At 64.2% G+C, this 16,534-nt stretch carries 15 protein-coding genes; 5 read left to right on the forward strand and 10 right to left on the reverse strand.

Going from position 1 to position 16,534, the window contains the following annotated elements; all coding sequences use genetic code 11:
* Positions 1-23: 23 nt before the first annotated feature.
* Both IEY58_RS08945 and IEY58_RS08950 read right to left on the reverse strand, forming a co-directional pair.
* Positions 24-1,094: a VOC family protein gene (locus IEY58_RS08945; RefSeq protein ID WP_189044782.1), complete on the reverse strand. Its 1,071-nt coding sequence runs from the start codon at positions 1,092-1,094 to the stop codon at positions 24-26.
* Positions 1,091-2,755 (reverse strand): bifunctional 3-(3-hydroxy-phenyl)propionate/3-hydroxycinnamic acid hydroxylase, encoded by a 1,665-nt coding sequence (locus IEY58_RS08950; protein ID WP_189044784.1) that lies wholly within the window; start codon positions 2,753-2,755, stop codon positions 1,091-1,093. Before IEY58_RS08950 ends, IEY58_RS08945 begins: the two co-directional genes overlap by 4 nt.
* 163 nt (positions 2,756-2,918) lie before the next feature.
* Here IEY58_RS08950 and IEY58_RS08955 point away from each other — a divergent pair, with 163 nt between their 5' ends.
* A complete protein-coding gene (locus IEY58_RS08955; RefSeq protein ID WP_189044786.1) occupies positions 2,919-3,668 on the forward strand; it encodes a TetR/AcrR family transcriptional regulator in 750 nt (249 codons plus the stop codon).
* Between the two features lie 813 nt (positions 3,669-4,481).
* Here the strand turns inward: IEY58_RS08955 and IEY58_RS08960 are convergent.
* The 4 genes from IEY58_RS08960 to IEY58_RS08975 form a co-directional block, all read right to left on the reverse strand.
* The gene (locus IEY58_RS08960) at positions 4,482-4,937 is read right to left on the reverse strand and encodes an Hsp20 family protein (protein ID WP_189044788.1); all 456 of its coding nucleotides are present in this window, start codon (positions 4,935-4,937) and stop codon (positions 4,482-4,484) included.
* Between the two features lie 144 nt (positions 4,938-5,081).
* On the reverse strand, positions 5,082-5,573 hold the full coding sequence (locus tag IEY58_RS08965) for an Hsp20/alpha crystallin family protein (protein WP_189044790.1): 492 nt from the start codon (positions 5,571-5,573) through the stop codon (positions 5,082-5,084).
* Between the two features lie 17 nt (positions 5,574-5,590).
* Positions 5,591-5,998, reverse strand: coding sequence for an Hsp20/alpha crystallin family protein (locus tag IEY58_RS08970; protein ID WP_229743597.1), 408 nt, complete (start codon positions 5,996-5,998; stop codon positions 5,591-5,593).
* Positions 5,999-6,010: 12 nt separating this feature from the next.
* The gene (locus IEY58_RS08975) at positions 6,011-6,451 is read right to left on the reverse strand and encodes an Hsp20/alpha crystallin family protein (RefSeq protein ID WP_189044792.1); all 441 of its coding nucleotides are present in this window, start codon (positions 6,449-6,451) and stop codon (positions 6,011-6,013) included.
* Positions 6,452-7,432: 981 nt separating this feature from the next.
* Between IEY58_RS08975 and IEY58_RS08980 the strand changes: the two genes are divergently transcribed.
* Both IEY58_RS08980 and IEY58_RS08985 read left to right on the forward strand, forming a co-directional pair.
* Positions 7,433-7,648: a hypothetical protein gene (locus IEY58_RS08980; protein ID WP_189044794.1), complete on the forward strand. Its 216-nt coding sequence runs from the start codon at positions 7,433-7,435 to the stop codon at positions 7,646-7,648.
* A 342-nt stretch (positions 7,649-7,990) separates the two neighbouring features.
* The gene (locus tag IEY58_RS08985) at positions 7,991-8,935 is read left to right on the forward strand and encodes a diguanylate cyclase (protein WP_189044796.1); all 945 of its coding nucleotides are present in this window, start codon (positions 7,991-7,993) and stop codon (positions 8,933-8,935) included.
* Between the two features lie 561 nt (positions 8,936-9,496).
* Here the strand turns inward: IEY58_RS08985 and IEY58_RS08990 are convergent.
* On the reverse strand, positions 9,497-10,111 hold the full coding sequence (locus IEY58_RS08990; protein ID WP_189044798.1) for a tyrosine-type recombinase/integrase: 615 nt from the start codon (positions 10,109-10,111) through the stop codon (positions 9,497-9,499).
* A gap of 223 nt (positions 10,112-10,334) precedes the next feature.
* Here IEY58_RS08990 and IEY58_RS08995 point away from each other — a divergent pair, with 223 nt between their 5' ends.
* Entirely contained in the window at positions 10,335-11,477 is a 1,143-nt protein-coding gene (locus tag IEY58_RS08995; RefSeq protein ID WP_189044800.1) for a DNA-binding protein, read from the forward strand.
* A gap of 79 nt (positions 11,478-11,556) precedes the next feature.
* Here the strand turns inward: IEY58_RS08995 and IEY58_RS09000 are convergent, their stop codons facing one another.
* The 3 genes from IEY58_RS09000 to IEY58_RS09010 all read right to left on the reverse strand — a co-directional run bounded on the left by IEY58_RS09000 (position 11,557) and on the right by IEY58_RS09010 (position 14,462).
* Positions 11,557-11,958, reverse strand: coding sequence for a hypothetical protein (locus tag IEY58_RS09000; RefSeq protein ID WP_189044802.1), 402 nt, complete (start codon positions 11,956-11,958; stop codon positions 11,557-11,559).
* A 366-nt stretch (positions 11,959-12,324) separates the two neighbouring features.
* Positions 12,325-12,963 carry a response regulator gene (locus IEY58_RS09005; protein ID WP_189044803.1) on the reverse strand — a complete coding sequence of 213 codons (639 nt, stop codon included), beginning with the start codon at positions 12,961-12,963 and terminating at the stop codon, positions 12,325-12,327.
* On the reverse strand, positions 12,960-14,462 hold the full coding sequence (locus tag IEY58_RS09010; RefSeq protein ID WP_189044805.1) for a HAMP domain-containing sensor histidine kinase: 1,503 nt from the start codon (positions 14,460-14,462) through the stop codon (positions 12,960-12,962). The genes IEY58_RS09005 and IEY58_RS09010 overlap by 4 nt, the downstream gene beginning before the upstream one ends.
* Before the next feature lie 305 nt (positions 14,463-14,767).
* On the opposite strand from IEY58_RS09010, the gene IEY58_RS09015 reads away from it, so the two are divergent.
* On the forward strand, positions 14,768-16,468 hold the full coding sequence (locus IEY58_RS09015; protein WP_189044807.1) for a response regulator: 1,701 nt from the start codon (positions 14,768-14,770) through the stop codon (positions 16,466-16,468).
* The last annotated feature ends 66 nt before the right edge of the window (positions 16,469-16,534 follow it).

Consider the following 16,534-nt stretch of genomic DNA (forward strand, 5'->3'; position numbering starts at 1 on the left):
AGCGGAAAGCGGTGATCTCGGCGTTAGCCGAAGAGTTTCGCGAGCGTGCGCAACTTCGCGACACTGAGGTCGGGGCTGCGGCGCAGGTTGCTCACCAGTGCCGCCAAGTTCGCGGCGGTGAGCTTCGGCCTGGTGAAGCTGCTCGGCATGATCTGGCCCCACTGCGCCATGCCCTCGCGGCTGACCGGGTGTATGCCGGTCGGCCGATCCGCAGTGAACAGATCACCATCGCAGTAATGCTCGTGCTTGTCGCCCCACGGGTCCTGCCAATAGTCGAAGATCTGGCTGCCCAGGATGTGCCGTCCGATGCCCCAGGCGTGTTTCCATCCCTTGTCGCGGAGCATCCGCTGCCCCATGCCGACGGCATCGGCATCCACGAGCTCGTAGGCGCTGTGGCTGTACATCGGTGCAAAGCCTTGGGCGAGCGCCAGCGTATGGTGATCGGCGGGCGCGCTGCCGAGGTCGAGGCGCATGAACGCAACCGCGGGCGAGCCGTCGGGCAGCACGAGCACGTCGCTCGGGATGAAACCGAAATGCTGGGTGTACCAGGCACAGGTGGCCTGGTAGTCGGCAAGTTCGAGCACGACATGGCCGAGCCGGATGATTTCCGCCGGTGCTGTCGGTGGGCGCTGGGTCTCGTTGACCCGGAGCACTGTGTCGGCGGAATTGAACGCCAAGGCGGGGCGGTGCGGCAGCGCCTCGACCGACGACTGCCCGAAGACCGCATCGACCTGAAAGCCCGAAGGATCGGTCAGGCGAACGCGACGCCCGCCGCCGGGCCAGGTAAGCGGCTCAGGGGCGGAAGCGCCCGGCAGCCGGGAGAGCGCTTCCAGCTCCGCCAAGCTGTCGAGCTGCAGGCCGAAACCGACGAACCGCGCCTTCTCCGCTTGGCGGACCACGTAGCAGAATGGAGCCGGCCCGGTTCCTCTGAGGAACAGTAGGCCGTCTTCCCTCAAGACTGTGCGCAGGCCGAAGTCGGTCAGGAATTGCTCGGCCCTGTCCAAATCAGGGCGTTGGAACACCAGATAGGCGAGCGCGGTCGCCTTCGCCGTAGGAGAGGGATGGCGCGCAGGCTGCGGGGTGGCTAGCTTCATAGAGAGAGGCTTTCGACAGAGTGCTGGGCTGCGCGGGCGGCATTGGCGTACGAGTCCGGTGGCGTGCCGAGCAGGGCGAGGCTCTCGCGCACGAGCCGGCTTGCCTCGGCAACCGGGCCGTCATGGAGGATCGTGCGGTCGGGCCGAACGATCGCGGCCCAGCCGAACGGGACACTCCTGGGCAGGAAGACTCCTTCCAAATCTTCCCAGCAGTGCTCGCGGACGAGGTGGAGCTGTTGGCCGCGATGGGCGATCTGGACGATCCTGCCGCCGGCGGCCGTGAAGGCGCGATATGCGGGCTCGTCCAACTCCGCTTCGGCATCGAGGCCGAACCCGATCAGGGTCAGTGCGGGACCCAACACATCGTCGCTGAGGGTCGTGTTGCCATCGGCGCCCCGGACCCAGCCTTGTGCGAGGAGTGCGCCGCGCACCAGCTTTGCGCCCGAACGCCCCTTCACGAAGAGTCCGCGCCGAAATACGTTCTTGGGCTTCATGCCCAGTTCGTCGAAATAGGCGCGGAGTTGGGGAGTGAGCCTGGCCAAGCGCAGCAAACCGTGCGTCAGGATTGCGATGATGGCGCTGCGCGGCATCACCAGCTTCCCGATGCCCTTGGCGAGTTTGATCATCGCCTTCGCGTGCGGGCGCCGCTCCTGGTCGTAGCTGTCCAGGATACTCGACTCAGCGTGACCTTGGATCACCCAGGCGAGCTTCCAGCAGAGATTGGCGGCATCACGCAGGCCCGCGACCAAGCCTTGTCCGACGAAGGGGGGCGTAATGTGCGCCGCGTCGCCGGCCAGGAAGACGCGCCCCCTGCTGAATGCCTTCACGGCCCTGGCATGGAAACGGTAGACCGCCTTCCGCTCGACGACGAGCTGCTCGGCGCTCGCCCAAGGCGCCAGAAGCTCGCGAATCCGGGCTTCGGATTCCATCTCCTCGCGAGTCTCGCCGGGCTGGAGCATGAATTCCCAGCGTTCGCGTCCGCCGGGGGCGGTCATGTGAGGCACCGGCCGCCGGTGGTCACAAAGGAACTCGATATGGTCGATCGGTCGCGGGGCTTTGCACGCGTCCACGATCAGCCAATCCTCGGCGAAGGTCTTGCCTTCGAACTCCTCGCCGATGAGCTGGCGCACGTGCGAGCTCGCACCGTCGGCGCCGACGATGTAGCGGGCCGTGACGGCGCAGCTTCCGCCGCCCTCGTGTTCCAGGCTTGCGGTGACAGACTCGGCGTTTTGGACGAGGCCGGTGAGCGTCACGCCGAGTGCTACGCGAATGGAGCCGTGCGCCCCCAGCCGTCTCCGCAGCGCGCGCTCAAGGCCCGGCTGGTGGAAGGTTACCAACTTGGGATGGCCGTCGATGCCGCCGAGCGTGTTGATCCTGCCGAATTCCCCTGCGTACGGGCATCTCATCCGGACATAGGGAATGGCAATCTTGTCGAATTCGCGTTCCTCCAGGCCGGCCATCTGCAGGATGCGGAGGGCTTCGTTATCGAGAACAATGGCTCGTGGTGCCATGAAGATCTCTGTGGCCCGGTCGATCGCGAGCGCCTGGACGCCATAGCACCCGAGCAGGTTGGCGATCGTGGCGCCGACCGGTCCGAGCCCTACCACCAGGACGTCGACCGACGCGGGGAGTTCGACCGTGGCCTTGAGCGGATCTTCCATGGTGTGCGCCTGCCGCGAGAGCGGCTGCAGATTTGTCTCCACCGGCTTCCGTCCCTGTGTGCGTTGTTTGGTCGTGCGTTTATGACCATACAATCATAATTGATAATTTTGTCAATCATGATGTTTGATCTATGCTCAGGCACCTTTTGCCAACCGAGCCGCCATGCCGAAAACCCCACTCCGCCGAGCCGGCGATCTGCCGGTCGACAACACCCGCGCCGCAGCCGGCCCCCCGCAGCGGGAGCCGCGCGGCGAGCGCCGAAAGCGCGAGACCCGGTCCCGGCTGCTGGACGCGGCCCTAGAGCTGATGGCGGAGAAGGGGATGGAGGGCGTGGCGATCAACGAGATCACCGAGGCCGCGGATGTCGGCTTTGGTTCCTTCTACAACCATTTCGAGTCGAAGGAGGCGATCTATGCGGCGCTCCTGGACGCGGTCTTCGAGGAATTCGGCAATGCCCTCGACCGCCTCACCCAGGACATCGCCGATCCCGCCGAGGTCATTTCCGTCTCAGTCCGCCACACGCTGCGGCGGGCCCAGCGCGAACCCGTCTGGGGGCGCTTCCTAATGCGAGAGGGATTTTCGGCAAGAGTGCTCGAGCGCGGCCTCGGTCAGCGCCTGCTGCGGGATATTGAGAAGGGGGTGAACGAGAAGCGATTTCCGAACGACGACATCCTGATGATGTCCACCTCCGCGGGCGGCACGGTCTTGGCATCGATCTCGATTGGGCTGCAGCTTGGCTTTTCCCAGGAAGCGGAGCCGGCCGGCCTCAAGCGTCTCGGCTTCAGCGCGGACGGGCTGCCGGAGCGGGCCGCTGCAACTTTGCTACGAACCTTGGGTCTCGATCGTGCCGAGGCGGAGGCGATTGCGTACCGGCCACTGCCGCACGGCGAAGCGGAACCAAGACCGACTTGATCGTCGGCCGACAGCCGATGTTGCTGGCAGTCCTGCGCCATGGTCCCCGGGCATGCGGTGTCGAGCGACATCCGGATCTGCGGGGCGCATTGCCTCAGCCTGAATGTTACCGGCCGAATCCGTTGCCTCAGTGAGGATGCTACCGACGGCGGAGCATCTTCGGGGCAGCAGATGGCGAGGCGAGTAAGCATGTCGACACGAACCGAGCTGGTGGCGGCGATCAGGGAGCGGTACGAGCGAAGCAATAAAGCCAGTCGATCGGCGATCTTGAACGAGTTCGTCGCCATCACCGGCTATCATCGCAAGCACGCGATCCGGCTGTTGGGGCCGGCGAGCGATCGGCATCCTGATCGCAGGCGTTTCCGCCTGGGTCCCGCGGCTGACAGGCCAGTTCCGGCATCACCTCCCGGCCTAGCTAACCTGGAATCGCGGGGGTGGAGGTCTTCACCCCCCTTTTCTTTTCACTGGTGAATTCGACGCGCCGGCGATGGGCGGCGCCGTCCTCAGAATTTTTCGACCAAGATGAGAATAGCCCAAGTCGCTCCGCTCTTTGAAAGTTGCCCGCCGCGCCTCTACGGGGGCATGGAACGGGTGGTATCGTGCCTGACCGAAGAGCTGGTCCGACAAAGACACAGCATGACCTTGTTCGCGAGCGGCGCTTCCGAAACGGCCGCAAGGCTCGTGGCGCCGTGCGAACGCGCTGGCCCATCCCCAACGCCGCACTCCCGGCGGCGTAGTTCCGGCTTTGTGCGCTTATGCTACAGATCCGGACTTGGTTCTGGCCGAGCAGCGTTCCGCAAGGCTCCGGCCGCGTTAGGCCACTTTCTTCCCGATCGCCTGTCGGCCACCGCCGCCCTGGGCGATTTCGATCCGGCGTGCGCGCATCTCCTTCGGCAACTCGCGCTCGAGGTCGATGGGGAGAAGACCATTCTCGAGCTTGGCACCGGTCACCTTGATGAAGGGAGCCAGCTCGAACCGGCGCTCGAAGCTGAGCGTCGCGATGCCGCGGTGAAGATAGCGGCCGGAATCCTCACCCTGCTTCGTCCCGCACACGACAAGCTCCTCACCCTCTACGGTCAGAGAGAGTTCATCCAGCAAGAAGCCTGCTACCGCCATCGTGACGCGGTAGGCGTTTTCGCCAGCTCGCTCTATGTTGTAGGGGGGAGGGGCGTTGTTCGCGTCCAATTGCACGGCGTTCCGCATGAGACCCGCGATATGATCGAATCCGATACCGGACCGATACAGCGGCCTGAAGTCAAACTCCCGCATGGCCACCTTCTCCTGCGAGCAATCTGGAACGGCGAGCTGGATCTCATCTGAGCTTCCGCCCCTCGCTTGGCGCGTCCACGCCTCACGCCGGACAGTCAAGGACCGAGCAACGGGCCGGCGGGGCCGACGCCCCGCCGGCGCTGGTCATGATGCCTTGACTTCAATACGCTTCATCTTCGACTGCGCCTCGGGGGTCTTGGGGATGGTGACCGTCAAGACGCCCTTCTTGTATTCCGCCTTGGCCTCGCTGGCGTTCACGCCACGCGGCAGTGGAATGGCGCGATGGAAGGCGCCGAAACTGCGCTCCGACAGGAAATAGCTCTTCTCCCTCTCCTCGCGTTCGGCCTTCTTCTCACCCCTGATAGTGAGCAGATCCTCGGTCACCGACACGTCGATGTCCTTGTCATCGAGCCCGGGCAGCTCGAGGGATACTTCCACCGCCTTGTCCGTCTCCACCACGTCGGCGCGCGGAAATCCCCCGCCGAACTCACCGAAGGGCTGGCCGGACTGGTCCCAGAAGTTGTCGAAGATGCGGTTCATTTCGCGGTGCAAGGCGAGGATCGGATGCTCGCCCTCGTCCCGGCGTGCGAGCCTCCCCGTCTTGCGGTTCCACGGCACGAGGTCCTTGAATTCCATGGTCTCGTCCTCCTTTCTCAGCTCGCCTTCACCTCGATCCGCTTGGTCTGCGCAATTGCCGCCTTGGGCAATTCGAGGACCAGGAGACCGTTCTTGTGCGATGCCTTGATGCGGCTGCGGTCGATCTCCTCGGAGAGGGTGAAGGCGCGCTCATAATCGCCATCGCTGTATTCGGCATAGACCTGCCGATAGCCCTTGTGCTCGGCCCCGGGGGCACGGCCCTTTATGGTGAGCAGGCTGCGCTCGAGCGTGATGTCCACGTCATCGGGCGCCACGCCCGGCATTTCCGCCAGCACGAAGATGCTGTCGCCCGTCTCGTAGATATCCGCCAGAGCCCGATAAACGGGCCGAGCGCGCGTCGCCTCACTGCCTGATTCCTGGCGGGAGACGGCACGGGACCGGGTCCTCGTCATTTCCTGTGCCATGATGAACCCTCCTCACACCGACTTGACCTGGATCCGCCGCGGCTTGTCCGCTTCGCGTCGCTGCAGCTCGATCTCGAGCACGCCGTTGGCGAAGCGCGCTTGGACCTTGTCCGGATCGACGCGGAACGGCAGCTCGATCGTCCGCGAGAACGAGCCGTAGGCCCGCTCGCGGCGATGCCAGCTTGCGCCCTCGCCGTTTTCCAGCGGTTTGCGCGTTCCCCCGATCGTCAGCGTGCCCTCGCGCACCGCAAGTTCGAGATCGTTCTGATCCAGTCCGGGCAGCTCGCCGGTGACGACGACGCTGTCCTCGCCGGCCCATAGATTCACGGGCGGATAGGCTGTCGAGACGGCGCGGCCTTCCATGTCCGCGAAGAGGCGATTGACCTCATTCTGCATGCGTCGCATCTCAGCGAAGGGGTCCCAGCCCAGGAAGCCGGAGGGTGACAAGAGCATGATGACCTCCCTTGTTCTGACGTCATTCAGCACCAAGGAATGGATGCCAATACACGGCCATGAGCCGGCTCGGTTTCGAAGGATGGAGGGCTCCTGGAGCCCGGATCGAGGGCATCCCGCTCCCGTCAGGGACGGTGTATGCGCGCTCCCGCCCGTTCGGCGGAAGCGGTCTTGGCAACGACACGGGCGCATACCCTTCACCACGGAAGCGACATGAGCCAAGGTCCCGGACCGCACGGGCCATTCCCGTTCTCGAAATCCGATGGATCGGCATTCCGATTCAATAGGAATCTAGGAAACGCGCCCGACCACTTCAAGAGTAAAACAAATATTTAACCAGGAATATCCGGATCACCACAAATGACGCCCCAAAAATAGGCGCGCAAAATTTCTCTGTATGCGGGCCGCGCCCGCCCGATAGTCGCAGGGGCGTCACTCTGTCTTTGCGTAAAGCTTCAGATCAATGCCGACGACCTCGTCTTCTCCCGGCCATACGATCCTGCGCTAGAAGCATGATCAGCACGATGCTGCCCATGGAGGCTCCGAATGGAGCTCCCCCGGTGAACCAGCCGCAGGCGCCGAATGATACGGCCGCGCCAAAATAGGCGAGCCATCGCGCCGGGTCTCGATGGATACCTCTCATGCTATCCTCCAGCAGCCAACCGGGTGGCCGGGCGTTCCGGCCGGCGCCATCCCCGACCCGGCACCGCTCTCGGCCATGCCTCTTCGGGTATCGAGAAATGGGGAGCCGCCAGGGACGGTTGCACGCTGAAATGGAAGGGGCCTGCGGCACCGGTGTGCTGTCAGATCGGTCCCCGACCCCGGAAGGGTTCGTCGATGGACCGGCGGACGCTCACACACCCTCTCACCGAAGCATGTGCAACCGTATGGCGGCTCACCCGAAGGTCGAGCCCCGCCGCCGAACCCTGGCTATTGGGCCCGGCGGCGAAAAATTTGGGAGCGTCGCCAAGGGATTCAAGAGTGCCGCCCGGCCATTTTTTTTACCCGATTGCCCGGCTGACCATCATCGAGCAGATGGAGGGGCCCTGTGGCGCAAGCCCGATTCCGCGGCGTACCGGTTCGACCGGGTCTCGAAAGAAAACGTCACCTCGCCGCGAACAAATCGGCGTCGATCTTAAGGATCAATTTGAAGAGCGTACCGCAGTAGTCATGACACTCGACGCCGTTGAACGCTGACCGCTACCGGTGCTACTCGTGCGCCAGAGATTTTATTTGGCATCGGACATCGCGCCGCCCTTCCTAGGTTTCCTCGCTGGGAAAGATCCCGGTGAAGGCTACATAGAAGTTCCCGGCGTCTCCCGGATCTTTTGCAGTGAAGCCTCACGGCCAATTTGACGCCTCACCGCAGAATCTTCCGCCGACCACCGACGATCTCAATCCGCCATATTCAAGCCCCGCCATTCCTGCGGATGCTTCAAAGACTTCGACTCGCCGCGTCGTAAATTGCGACGATACTGCCACTGTGGATTGTAGTAAGCTCGTGCCGACCTCGACAGGGGGGCGGCTGCGTGAGAGGCGATGTCTATCAGCAAGCACCGAATTCTGATCGTCGACGATGCGCCGGCGAACATTGAAGTCCTGGACCACGCCCTGGGCGCAGAATACGAGATCCTGTTTGCCATGGATGGCGAAACGGCGCTCAGGCTCGCGGTCGATGAGGAACCGGACCTGATCCTGCTGGACGTCGTCATGCGCGGCCTCGATGGCTACGAGGTCTGCGCGCGGCTGAAGGCCGATCCGCGCACGCAGGACATCCCGGTGATCTTTATTTCCGGACTTGCCGAGGAATCGGATGAGGCTCGTGGGCTCGAGGTCGGCGCCATCGACTACATCAGAAAGCCCTTCAGCCTGCCGATCATCCAGGCGCGCGTACGGAACCACCTACAGCTCAAGAGAAATCGTGACATGCTGGAACGCCTGTCGATGATTGACGGCCTGACCGGCATCGCGAACCGCCGACGCTTTGACGAGGCATTGGATCATGAATGGCGGCGCACGCGACGACAGGATACGGACTTGTCACTGATCCTGATCGATGTCGATTGCTTCAAGCCGTTCAACGACAATTATGGCCATGCCGCAGGCGATGAGTGCCTGAAGCAGATCGCGACCGCACTCAGCGACAGCGTGGCTCGGCCGGCCGATCTCGTGGCGCGCTATGGCGGCGAGGAGTTCGTTGTCGTCTTGCCGGATACGGACGAGTCGGGAGCCATCGCCATCGGCAAGACGCTGAGGCGCACCGTGCAGTCTCAGGCGCTGCCGCACGCCTTCTCGTCGGTAACGAGCGTCGTCACCATAAGCCTGGGCGGCGCCACACTTCGCCCGGCGCGCGAGGTAGCCGGGCCGGAGCTGCTTGTGAAGCTCGCCGATGCCCGTCTCTACGAAGCGAAGCGCGCCGGGCGAAACCGTATCGTCTGGACGGCCCGTGCGGGTGCAGGCGGGTCCGAGCGCCAAGGCCGCTAGGCGACGTCGGTCCTCGAGTCCGCATGAACAAGGTCTTCTGTGGCGCACGGCCATCGCGCGTCGGCGCGGCATCGCGGAGCCATTCCGACTTCTTGGTTTGTCCTGGTTATCGTTGGTCGGCGGAAGGAGTTTGGACTGCCCAAGGGAAAACGCGGATTCGCCCGAGGCCTCAAAGCCTTAGGGACGAACCAGCCCATGTTGAACGGTCGCATCAATGGTACGGCGGGGCCGAAAGCCGCGGCGCGAAAATATCGACCAGACTGCGTGCCATGCGGTTCATGCGCTCAAGCCTCGAAACCCCGCCGCTTTTGAGGCTTACGCCGATGCGGCTCCCAAACCAGCGGCTTACCATAAAGACGGGTCTCGAACGCTGTGACTTCGGCTCGATTGCTGAAAAAGGCCGTAAATGGGCGCCTCGGCCGGCGGCGATCGAGCGGCAGCGACACACAACGTCCGCTCAGGCGGACCCATCGACCGATCATATGCAGCAGCTTCTGCCGATGGTAAAATCGGCGATATTTTCGGTCATCGTCCATGCTCGGGCTCGTTCCTTTCGAGCGATCAAATCAGGTCCACGACCTTGCGCTGGGCTTCGCTGTCGCCATCGATATAGATCTGCGTCGTCGACAGGCTTGCATGGCCTGCCAGGTACTGGACGTCCCGCAGGCTCCCGCCGACCTGGCCGATTTTTCGTGCCGTTCTTGTGATGAAGGTCCGGCGTCCGCTATGGCTCGAACAACCCTCCAAGCCTATTGAACTGTAGAGATCCCCGAACCAATCGGCGATCGAGCCGGCCGACATTTGGCCGCCGATCTCGGTGTTGCGGCCTCGTTCGGATCGGATCACCGGGCTCTCGGGGCGGCATTGTCCATGCTGTTGCTCCTGAAGCCGTTCAAGCGCCAGGCGCAGTTGGCGGTTCATCGGTATCTTCCGTCCACCCCTCTTGCCCTTAGACGCCTTGTTCTCAAGGCTGATGGCATCGGCGATCCGGCCGTCTGCATCGGTGATCATAGACCAGGTCAGCATCGCGATTTCTTTCGCCCTTAGGCCGCCTTTCACGGACAGCAGAAACATCGCCGCGTTGCGCTCACGATAACGGCCATGCTGATCGAGCAGTCCGAGCACGGCGGCTTCCTGCTTTTCGGACAGCATTTTCGCTCGACGGGTCAGCGCCAATTTGCCCTCCATTTCTCCCGTGAAAATCACTGAGCAGAGTATTTTAACGGGAGTATTGACTGCTCGCAAGCGTTCATCCTCGCAGACGGCCGATAAACCCTATAGTCCCGTGAAAATGTGAGTTATGACGGGAGTTTCGATCCAACACCTTTTAAGAATAACGGTTACGTTATGTAACATTTATTTGTAACGTAACATCATCTTGGGCGAGGAGGAAAGCGACATGTCCATTAGTCATCAGCCGCACGGCGGCGCCGCCGCCATGACGGCATCGGCGGACCGCCGGTTGCCGTCAGTCTCCCTAGAGGAGGTCCTGGCCACATGCCGGGATCTGGAAAGCGAAGGAGTGGCCGTGACGCGCCGGTCGGTCCGCGATCGGCTCGGCCGAGGCTCCATGACGACGATCCACAATGGCGTGAGCCAGTTCGAGAGCCAGCGCGCGCCGGCGGCGCCCCGAGTCGACCTGACCGCGGCCGACCGCGAAGTGATCTCCGATCTCGGCGCCAGGGCCTTGGCCGTGGCGGAGGAGAGGGTGCAGAACATCCTCGCCGAGCGGGAAGCGGCGCTCCGCCTGGCGATCGACGCTGCTGAAGCCCGCGCCACTGACGCGATCGCCGCGGCCGATGCACTCGTCGCCGATGCGGAACGTCGAGCCTTGGAAGCCGAGGCCGCGGCAGCCACGGCGCTGGCCGACCGTGATGCCGCCCAAACCGCCGCCGATCAAGCGGAGCGGCACGCCCAGCGGCTCGACGGCCAGGTGGCGCAACTGGCCGCCGACAAAGCAGCCGCCGCCGCGCACGGGGCGGATCTTGCCGAGAGCCTGACCGCCACCAGGATCCGGGCGGAAGTGGAAGCGGCCGGCCGCGAACAGGCCGAAGCCAGGGTGCGCGCGCTCGAAACCGAGCTGGCCGGCATCCGTGCCGAATATGCTGTGCGTAAGCAGGAGGATGCCGACGAGATTGCCAAGATCAGGCAAAGCCTATCGCTCGAGCAGCTGCGCCTGACGGAGGCGACGGAGCAACGGGACGCCGCGCTGGCGTCAGCCGAGGGCAAGGAGCGCGAACTGGCGCATCGCGTGGCCGATCTGCCGGCCGCCGCGGCGGCCGCAGCCCACGCCCAGGCGACGATCGCGGCCCGCGACGAGACCATTGCGCGGCTATCCGCCGAACTGGCGGGGGAGCGAGCCCAAGTTCAGAGTCTGTCTGCCGCGGTCCAGGCGAGCGCCGAGGGGCTGGCTGGGCTCCATGAAACGTTCTCGTCCACGATGGCGGCGGCCGAGGGGCGCTTGAGCACGCGTATCGCGTTGCTCCACCAGCGTTTCGACGAACAGCGCGATCAAGAGCCTTCAATTACGTCCGACAAGTAAGGTCGCTCAGGAGCCGCAAAAGTGCGCCCACAAGACGCAAACCATCGATCAGATCAGGCCGTTCCATTAATGTTCTCCCTTAGCGGGTCGCCATGAACAGTTCTTGTCGTGGCCCCATGCCGGTGAACGAGCCCTGCGTGTGCTTACCGCTGGCCGTCGTCGGAATGTAGCTCTGGATGACCTGGCCGGTCTCCGTGTTGAACACGAGGACCGGCTGGGCGGCGCTCATGAGCAGCACCGCGGCGGTCTTCGTCGTCTTGTTCGGGTTGACGGCGATGGCCTTGGCGACAACCGGCGCGCCGAGGCTGACGAGCCGGCCGGCCGGCGTCAGCAGCTGGTTGTCCGAGGCGACGATGGATCCGTCCTGCTGCGGTCCGACGGTGCGGGTCGAACTGTCGGAGGCGCCGGCCGCGAGCGCGGGCGAGGCCAGGACAAGAGCCAACAGGCTGACGAGGGATTTTGTTCGGAATGGAGACGTCACGGGGGTTCTCTCCGATGTTTTTCTGACGGGGGCCTGCGACCGGTCTGAGCAAACCGGGAGTTCATGCCCGTCGGGATATTTTCCCAGCTTTATGCCCGCTGCGCGTCGGTATGGTTAATATTCCGTTGCAGCGGATGGATGAATTCGATTTGTCGTCTATTGGCCGTTCGGGCGGCAGGATAAATCGAATTTTATCGATCCTGTGGACGCATAATGAATGCGCGCAGACCGTCTCCTGACCCGAGTAGTGGAGCGGGCTTTCAATCGTTATAGGTGAAATTCGGGAAAATTTCCCGGCACGCCCCGTGCTCAGAAAGCAGGCTGCTTTCGGCGGGTTCGACAGGGGCGGACGCTGTCCGCCAACCCTCAGCCGATCTGTCGGGGTGTGACCATGCCGGCGCTGATCGCCGCCTTCATGAGCTCGACGTCGGTCGCGACATCGAGCTTGCTGCGCAGCAGGGATTTGCGATTGGCCACGGTCTTCTCGGAGACGCCGAGGCTTCTTGCGATCTGTTCGATCCGCCGGCCGTCGACGATCAGGCGCAGCAGCTCGGTTTCCTGCGGCGTCAACGCCGGCAACGGCCGGGGTGCTTCCACCATCCGTCGCACGGTGAAGTCCTGCGCCAGTTCCGGCTGAACGTAGGAGCGGCCGGCCAGTGCCGCGCGCACCGCTTCGAGGATGATCTCCGGCCCGGCACTCTTGCTGAGATAAGCGGTGGCGCCGCCGCGCAATCCCGCAGCCGTGGAAAGCTCGTCCTCATGCATGCTGAGGATGACGATGCGGGCCCGCGGATCCATCGCCCGCAGGCGCGGCAGCAGCGACAGCCCGCCCTGGTCGGGCAGATTGAGGTCGAGCACCGTCACGTCCGGCCGGTCGGCGCAAAACTTGGCCCAGCCCTCGGCGGCATTGCCGGCTTCCGCCACCTCAGCCTGGAATTCGAGGGTCAGCAGCCGCGCCAGGCCGGCGCGAAGCAGGGGGTGGTCGTCGATGATGAGGATTTTCATGCCGACGTTCCGGTCAGGCGTTCCGACAGCCCTTCAGCCGATCCAAGCCGTGCGCTGCCCGGTGGCGCCGGAAGCCGGGCGACGAGCGTGGTGCCTTGTCCGGCGGTGGTCGTGACATCGACGCTGCCGCCGATCGTTGCCAGGCGTTCGCGCATGCCGCAGAGACCGTACCCCGGCTTCGCACCCTGGGTGAAGCCGTGCCCGTCATCGGCGACGGCGATTTGCGCGCCGGCGTCGCTGAACGCGACCGTGACCGTGATTGTGGTGGCACCGCTATGGCGCACGGCGTTGCTGATGCCTTCCTGGACCATGAGGAAAACCGGCCGGCCCCAAGGGGGCGGCAAGCTGTTCCATCGTTCGGCCTCGGCAACCTGACAGGTGAGCGCCGGGCATCGTTCGCGCCAGAAATCCGCGAGCTCGCCAATGGCGGCACCGAGGTCGAACAAGGCCGGCTCGTCAAGACGCAACCGGCCGATGAGGCTGCGGACCTGATCCTGCATGCGTCGGATAAGCCCATCGAGGCCTTCCGCGCAATCGCGCACGGCACTGCTTTGCCCCGTCCGGTTGAGGCGAAGCAGCGTTGCGACATCGAGGTTCGCCGCGAGCAGGCAGGGGCCAAGCTCATCGTGCAGGTCGCGGGCAAGTTCGCGCCGCTCCCGCTCCTGCACCGCCAGAACCTGGGCCGTCAGCGCCTGGGTGCGCGACCGCATCTCCTGCAGTTGACCCGCCATCGCGTCGAACTGACTGCCGAGGACGGCGATCTCGCGGGCGCCCGATGCCCCGACGCGCGCGGAATAGTCGCCCTGCCCGACACGGGCGAGTGCTGCGCTCAGCCGGGTGAGGGGGCGCAGGCTCCGCGATAGTCCCACGTAGACGAGAAACATGGCGGACACGCCGAAGGCGATCACGGTCAACAGATCGATGACGCTCGCCTCACCAGCCTTGCGGATCTCGCCATCGGGATCCGTCGTGATCACGATCCGCATGGGCGCGTCGGCGGCATTTTCGACCGGGATCTCGATCGTCTCCGGATGCACGCCCAGCAGCCAGGAAAACCAGTGGCCCCGTTGCTCGGCCGTCTGGCCGCCCATGCGGGAGGCCGCGAGCGCACCGTCGGCCGAGACGGTCACATGCAGATGAGGGTCGTTCGAGAGGAAGTTCGCGAGCGCATCCAGCCGCGCCTCGGACTCCGATTCCTCTCGCATTTCCTTCAGCCGCGCCTGGACGAGAAGCTCAGCGACATTGACGGAGGCCGCGATCTCCCGTTTTACGGAGAGCGACGCGGACCGCACGATCAGCACCCCGCTGACCAGAAGGCTCAGCACAAGCGGACCGATCAACAACAGCGTCAGGCGGGCTCCAAGCGACATGGAGCGTCCCTTCGTCAACCCCGACCACATGCCCATTACTGCCCTTAACCGCCCTGGGTCCCGACTCGCTCGATTATGCAAAAGCGGGCAGGTCCTCAAAGGCGGCACCATATCGCGCTTCGGCTTCAAGTATGTTTCGAACGGCGGGGCGCTGCTCGCAAATCTCGTGCGACGGGGACGCCCGGTAGAGGTTTTCGCCGGTTCGCCAAAGCGTTGGGGTGAGACCTCGTGCCGCCGGACGGCCCTTCATGAGGCGCTTGGCAGCGATGGCGTCGTCAGCCATCATCATTACACGCGATTGAGTCGCCTGTGATACACTCACCCCAGGCGTGCCCAAGCGCCATGATCGGGGGTGTGATGGCTCAAGCCGCATCCATCTCGACATCGCGACATGCCGCGCGTGCGGCATGCTCCGTCGTGGGCTGACAATGCCCATGGCCGTCCCGCACATCATGGTCGTCGAGGACTCGCCGACCCAGGCTCTGCAGCTGCAGTTCATTCTCGACAACCAGGGATGGACGACGAGCATCTGCGGCGATGCCGAAAGCGCGCTCGAACAGCTCGGCAGCGTGCTGCCCGACCTCGTGCTGGTCGATTTCCATCTGCCGCGCATGAACGGCGACGAATTCGTCCGGCAGATCCGGATGAACGTGCGTACCCGCGAATTGCGCGTGCTGATGCTGACCGACAGCGACACGACGGAGACGGAGCGCAAGGGGTTCGAGAGCGGTGCGGATGCCTATGTCGCGAAATCGACGGATCCGGAGATCCTGCTGACCCGCGCGCACGCGCTCTTGCGCAAGGCGACTTCGTCGGTCGTCACGCACGGCATGGTGACCGGTTTCCGGCGCAGCCGCCTGCTCGTGGTCGACGACAGCGCGACCTACCTTCACTTCATCGTGGCCCAGCTGGAGGAAGAGGGGCACGACGTCGTCGCGGCGACGCGTGGCCTTGAAGTCCTGCAGAAGGTCAGGGACGAGCAGTTCGACTGCATCGTTGTCGATCTCGTGATGCCCGAGATGAGCGGCACCGAGCTCTGCGAGCATCTCGATGCGATCCGCCGCACGCAGGATCAACTGTTCCAGATCGTCATCCTGACCGCCCGCGACTCGAAAGAGGACATGATGCAGGGGCTCGAAGCGGGCGCCGACGATTTCGTCACCAAATCGAGTGAAAGCGAGATCCTGAAGGCGAGGATCCGGGCGTTGCTGCGTCGCAAGTTCCTCCACGAGGAGAACTTGCGCATTACCGGCGAGTTCAAGAACAAGGAGCGAGAGCTCGAACGGGCCCGCGCCGATAAACAGGCGGCCGAAGCCCGCGCCGCCTTGGCGGAAGCGCTAGAGCGTTCCAACGGTGAGCTCGCCGCCGCCTATCGGGAGCTGCAGGAGACGCAGTCGCAGCTCGTCCAGTCGGCCAAGATGGCGTCGCTGGGCGCGCTGGTCGCCGGCATCGCCCACGAGATCAACAACCCGCTCGCGTTCGTCGCGAACCATCTGACGACCGTCACGCGCGGCGTCGAGACCCTGGTGCCGGAGATCGAAGCCCATTTGTCGACGGCCGGCAACCGCACGCTCGACAAGGTGCGCCAGCGGCTCGATGCCATGCGGCTCGGCGTCGACCGGGTCGAGAACCTCGTCGTCAAGCTCCGGACCTTCTCGCGGCTCGACGAGGCCGAGGTCAAGACCATCGAGATCGAGGAAAGCATCGAGGCGGTGCTGACGTTGCTGCAGCACAAGCTCACCGATCGCATCGCCGTCGTCCGGCGCTATGGCGACGTCAAGCGGGTGTCCTGTTATCCGGGGCCGCTTAACCAGGTGATCATGAATGTCGTCTCCAATGCGATCGATGCAATTGCGGACGAGGGCACGATCACGATCGAGACCGGCCGCGTGGACGCGATGCTCGCGATTGCGATTGCCGATACGGGGAGCGGCATCCCGCACGCGATCCGCGACCGCGTCTTCGAGCCGTTCTTCACGACGAAGCCGGTCGGCGCCGGCACCGGGCTCGGCCTGTCCATCTCCTACGGCATCGTGCAGCGGCACGGCGGGCAGCTTGAGATTGAGAGCGAAGAGGGGCGGGGCACCCAGGTCACGATCAGGATTCCGATCGAGCAGGAGCGGCGGCCAGCATGATCGACCGGCATGAACGACCGGCATGATCGGCTGGCAGCGACGGCCTGCTTGAGCGGCGGAACGAAG

Origin of the sequence: Aliidongia dinghuensis (assembly GCF_014643535.1) — a bacterium.
Taxonomy (GTDB): Bacteria; Pseudomonadota; Alphaproteobacteria; order ATCC43930; family CGMCC-115725; genus Aliidongia; species Aliidongia dinghuensis.

Coding starts and splice junctions, on each gene's coding strand:
- IEY58_RS08955 (WP_189044786.1), top strand. CDS start 2,919: ATGCCGAAAACCCCACTCCGCCGAGCCGGCGATCTGCCGGTCGACAAC.
- IEY58_RS08965 (WP_189044790.1), bottom strand. CDS start 5,573: ATGGAATTCAAGGACCTCGTGCCGTGGAACCGCAAGACGGGGAGGCTC.
- IEY58_RS08985 (WP_189044796.1), top strand. CDS start 7,991: ATGTCTATCAGCAAGCACCGAATTCTGATCGTCGACGATGCGCCGGCG.
- IEY58_RS09005 (WP_189044803.1), bottom strand. CDS start 12,963: ATGAAAATCCTCATCATCGACGACCACCCCCTGCTTCGCGCCGGCCTG.
- IEY58_RS08945 (WP_189044782.1), bottom strand. CDS start 1,094: ATGAAGCTAGCCACCCCGCAGCCTGCGCGCCATCCCTCTCCTACGGCG.
- IEY58_RS08960 (WP_189044788.1), bottom strand. CDS start 4,937: ATGCGGGAGTTTGACTTCAGGCCGCTGTATCGGTCCGGTATCGGATTC.
- IEY58_RS09015 (WP_189044807.1), top strand. CDS start 14,768: ATGGCCGTCCCGCACATCATGGTCGTCGAGGACTCGCCGACCCAGGCT.
- IEY58_RS08950 (WP_189044784.1), bottom strand. CDS start 2,755: ATGGAAGATCCGCTCAAGGCCACGGTCGAACTCCCCGCGTCGGTCGAC.
- IEY58_RS08970 (WP_229743597.1), bottom strand. CDS start 5,998: ATGGCACAGGAAATGACGAGGACCCGGTCCCGTGCCGTCTCCCGCCAG.
- IEY58_RS08975 (WP_189044792.1), bottom strand. CDS start 6,451: ATGCTCTTGTCACCCTCCGGCTTCCTGGGCTGGGACCCCTTCGCTGAG.
- IEY58_RS08995 (WP_189044800.1), top strand. CDS start 10,335: ATGTCCATTAGTCATCAGCCGCACGGCGGCGCCGCCGCCATGACGGCA.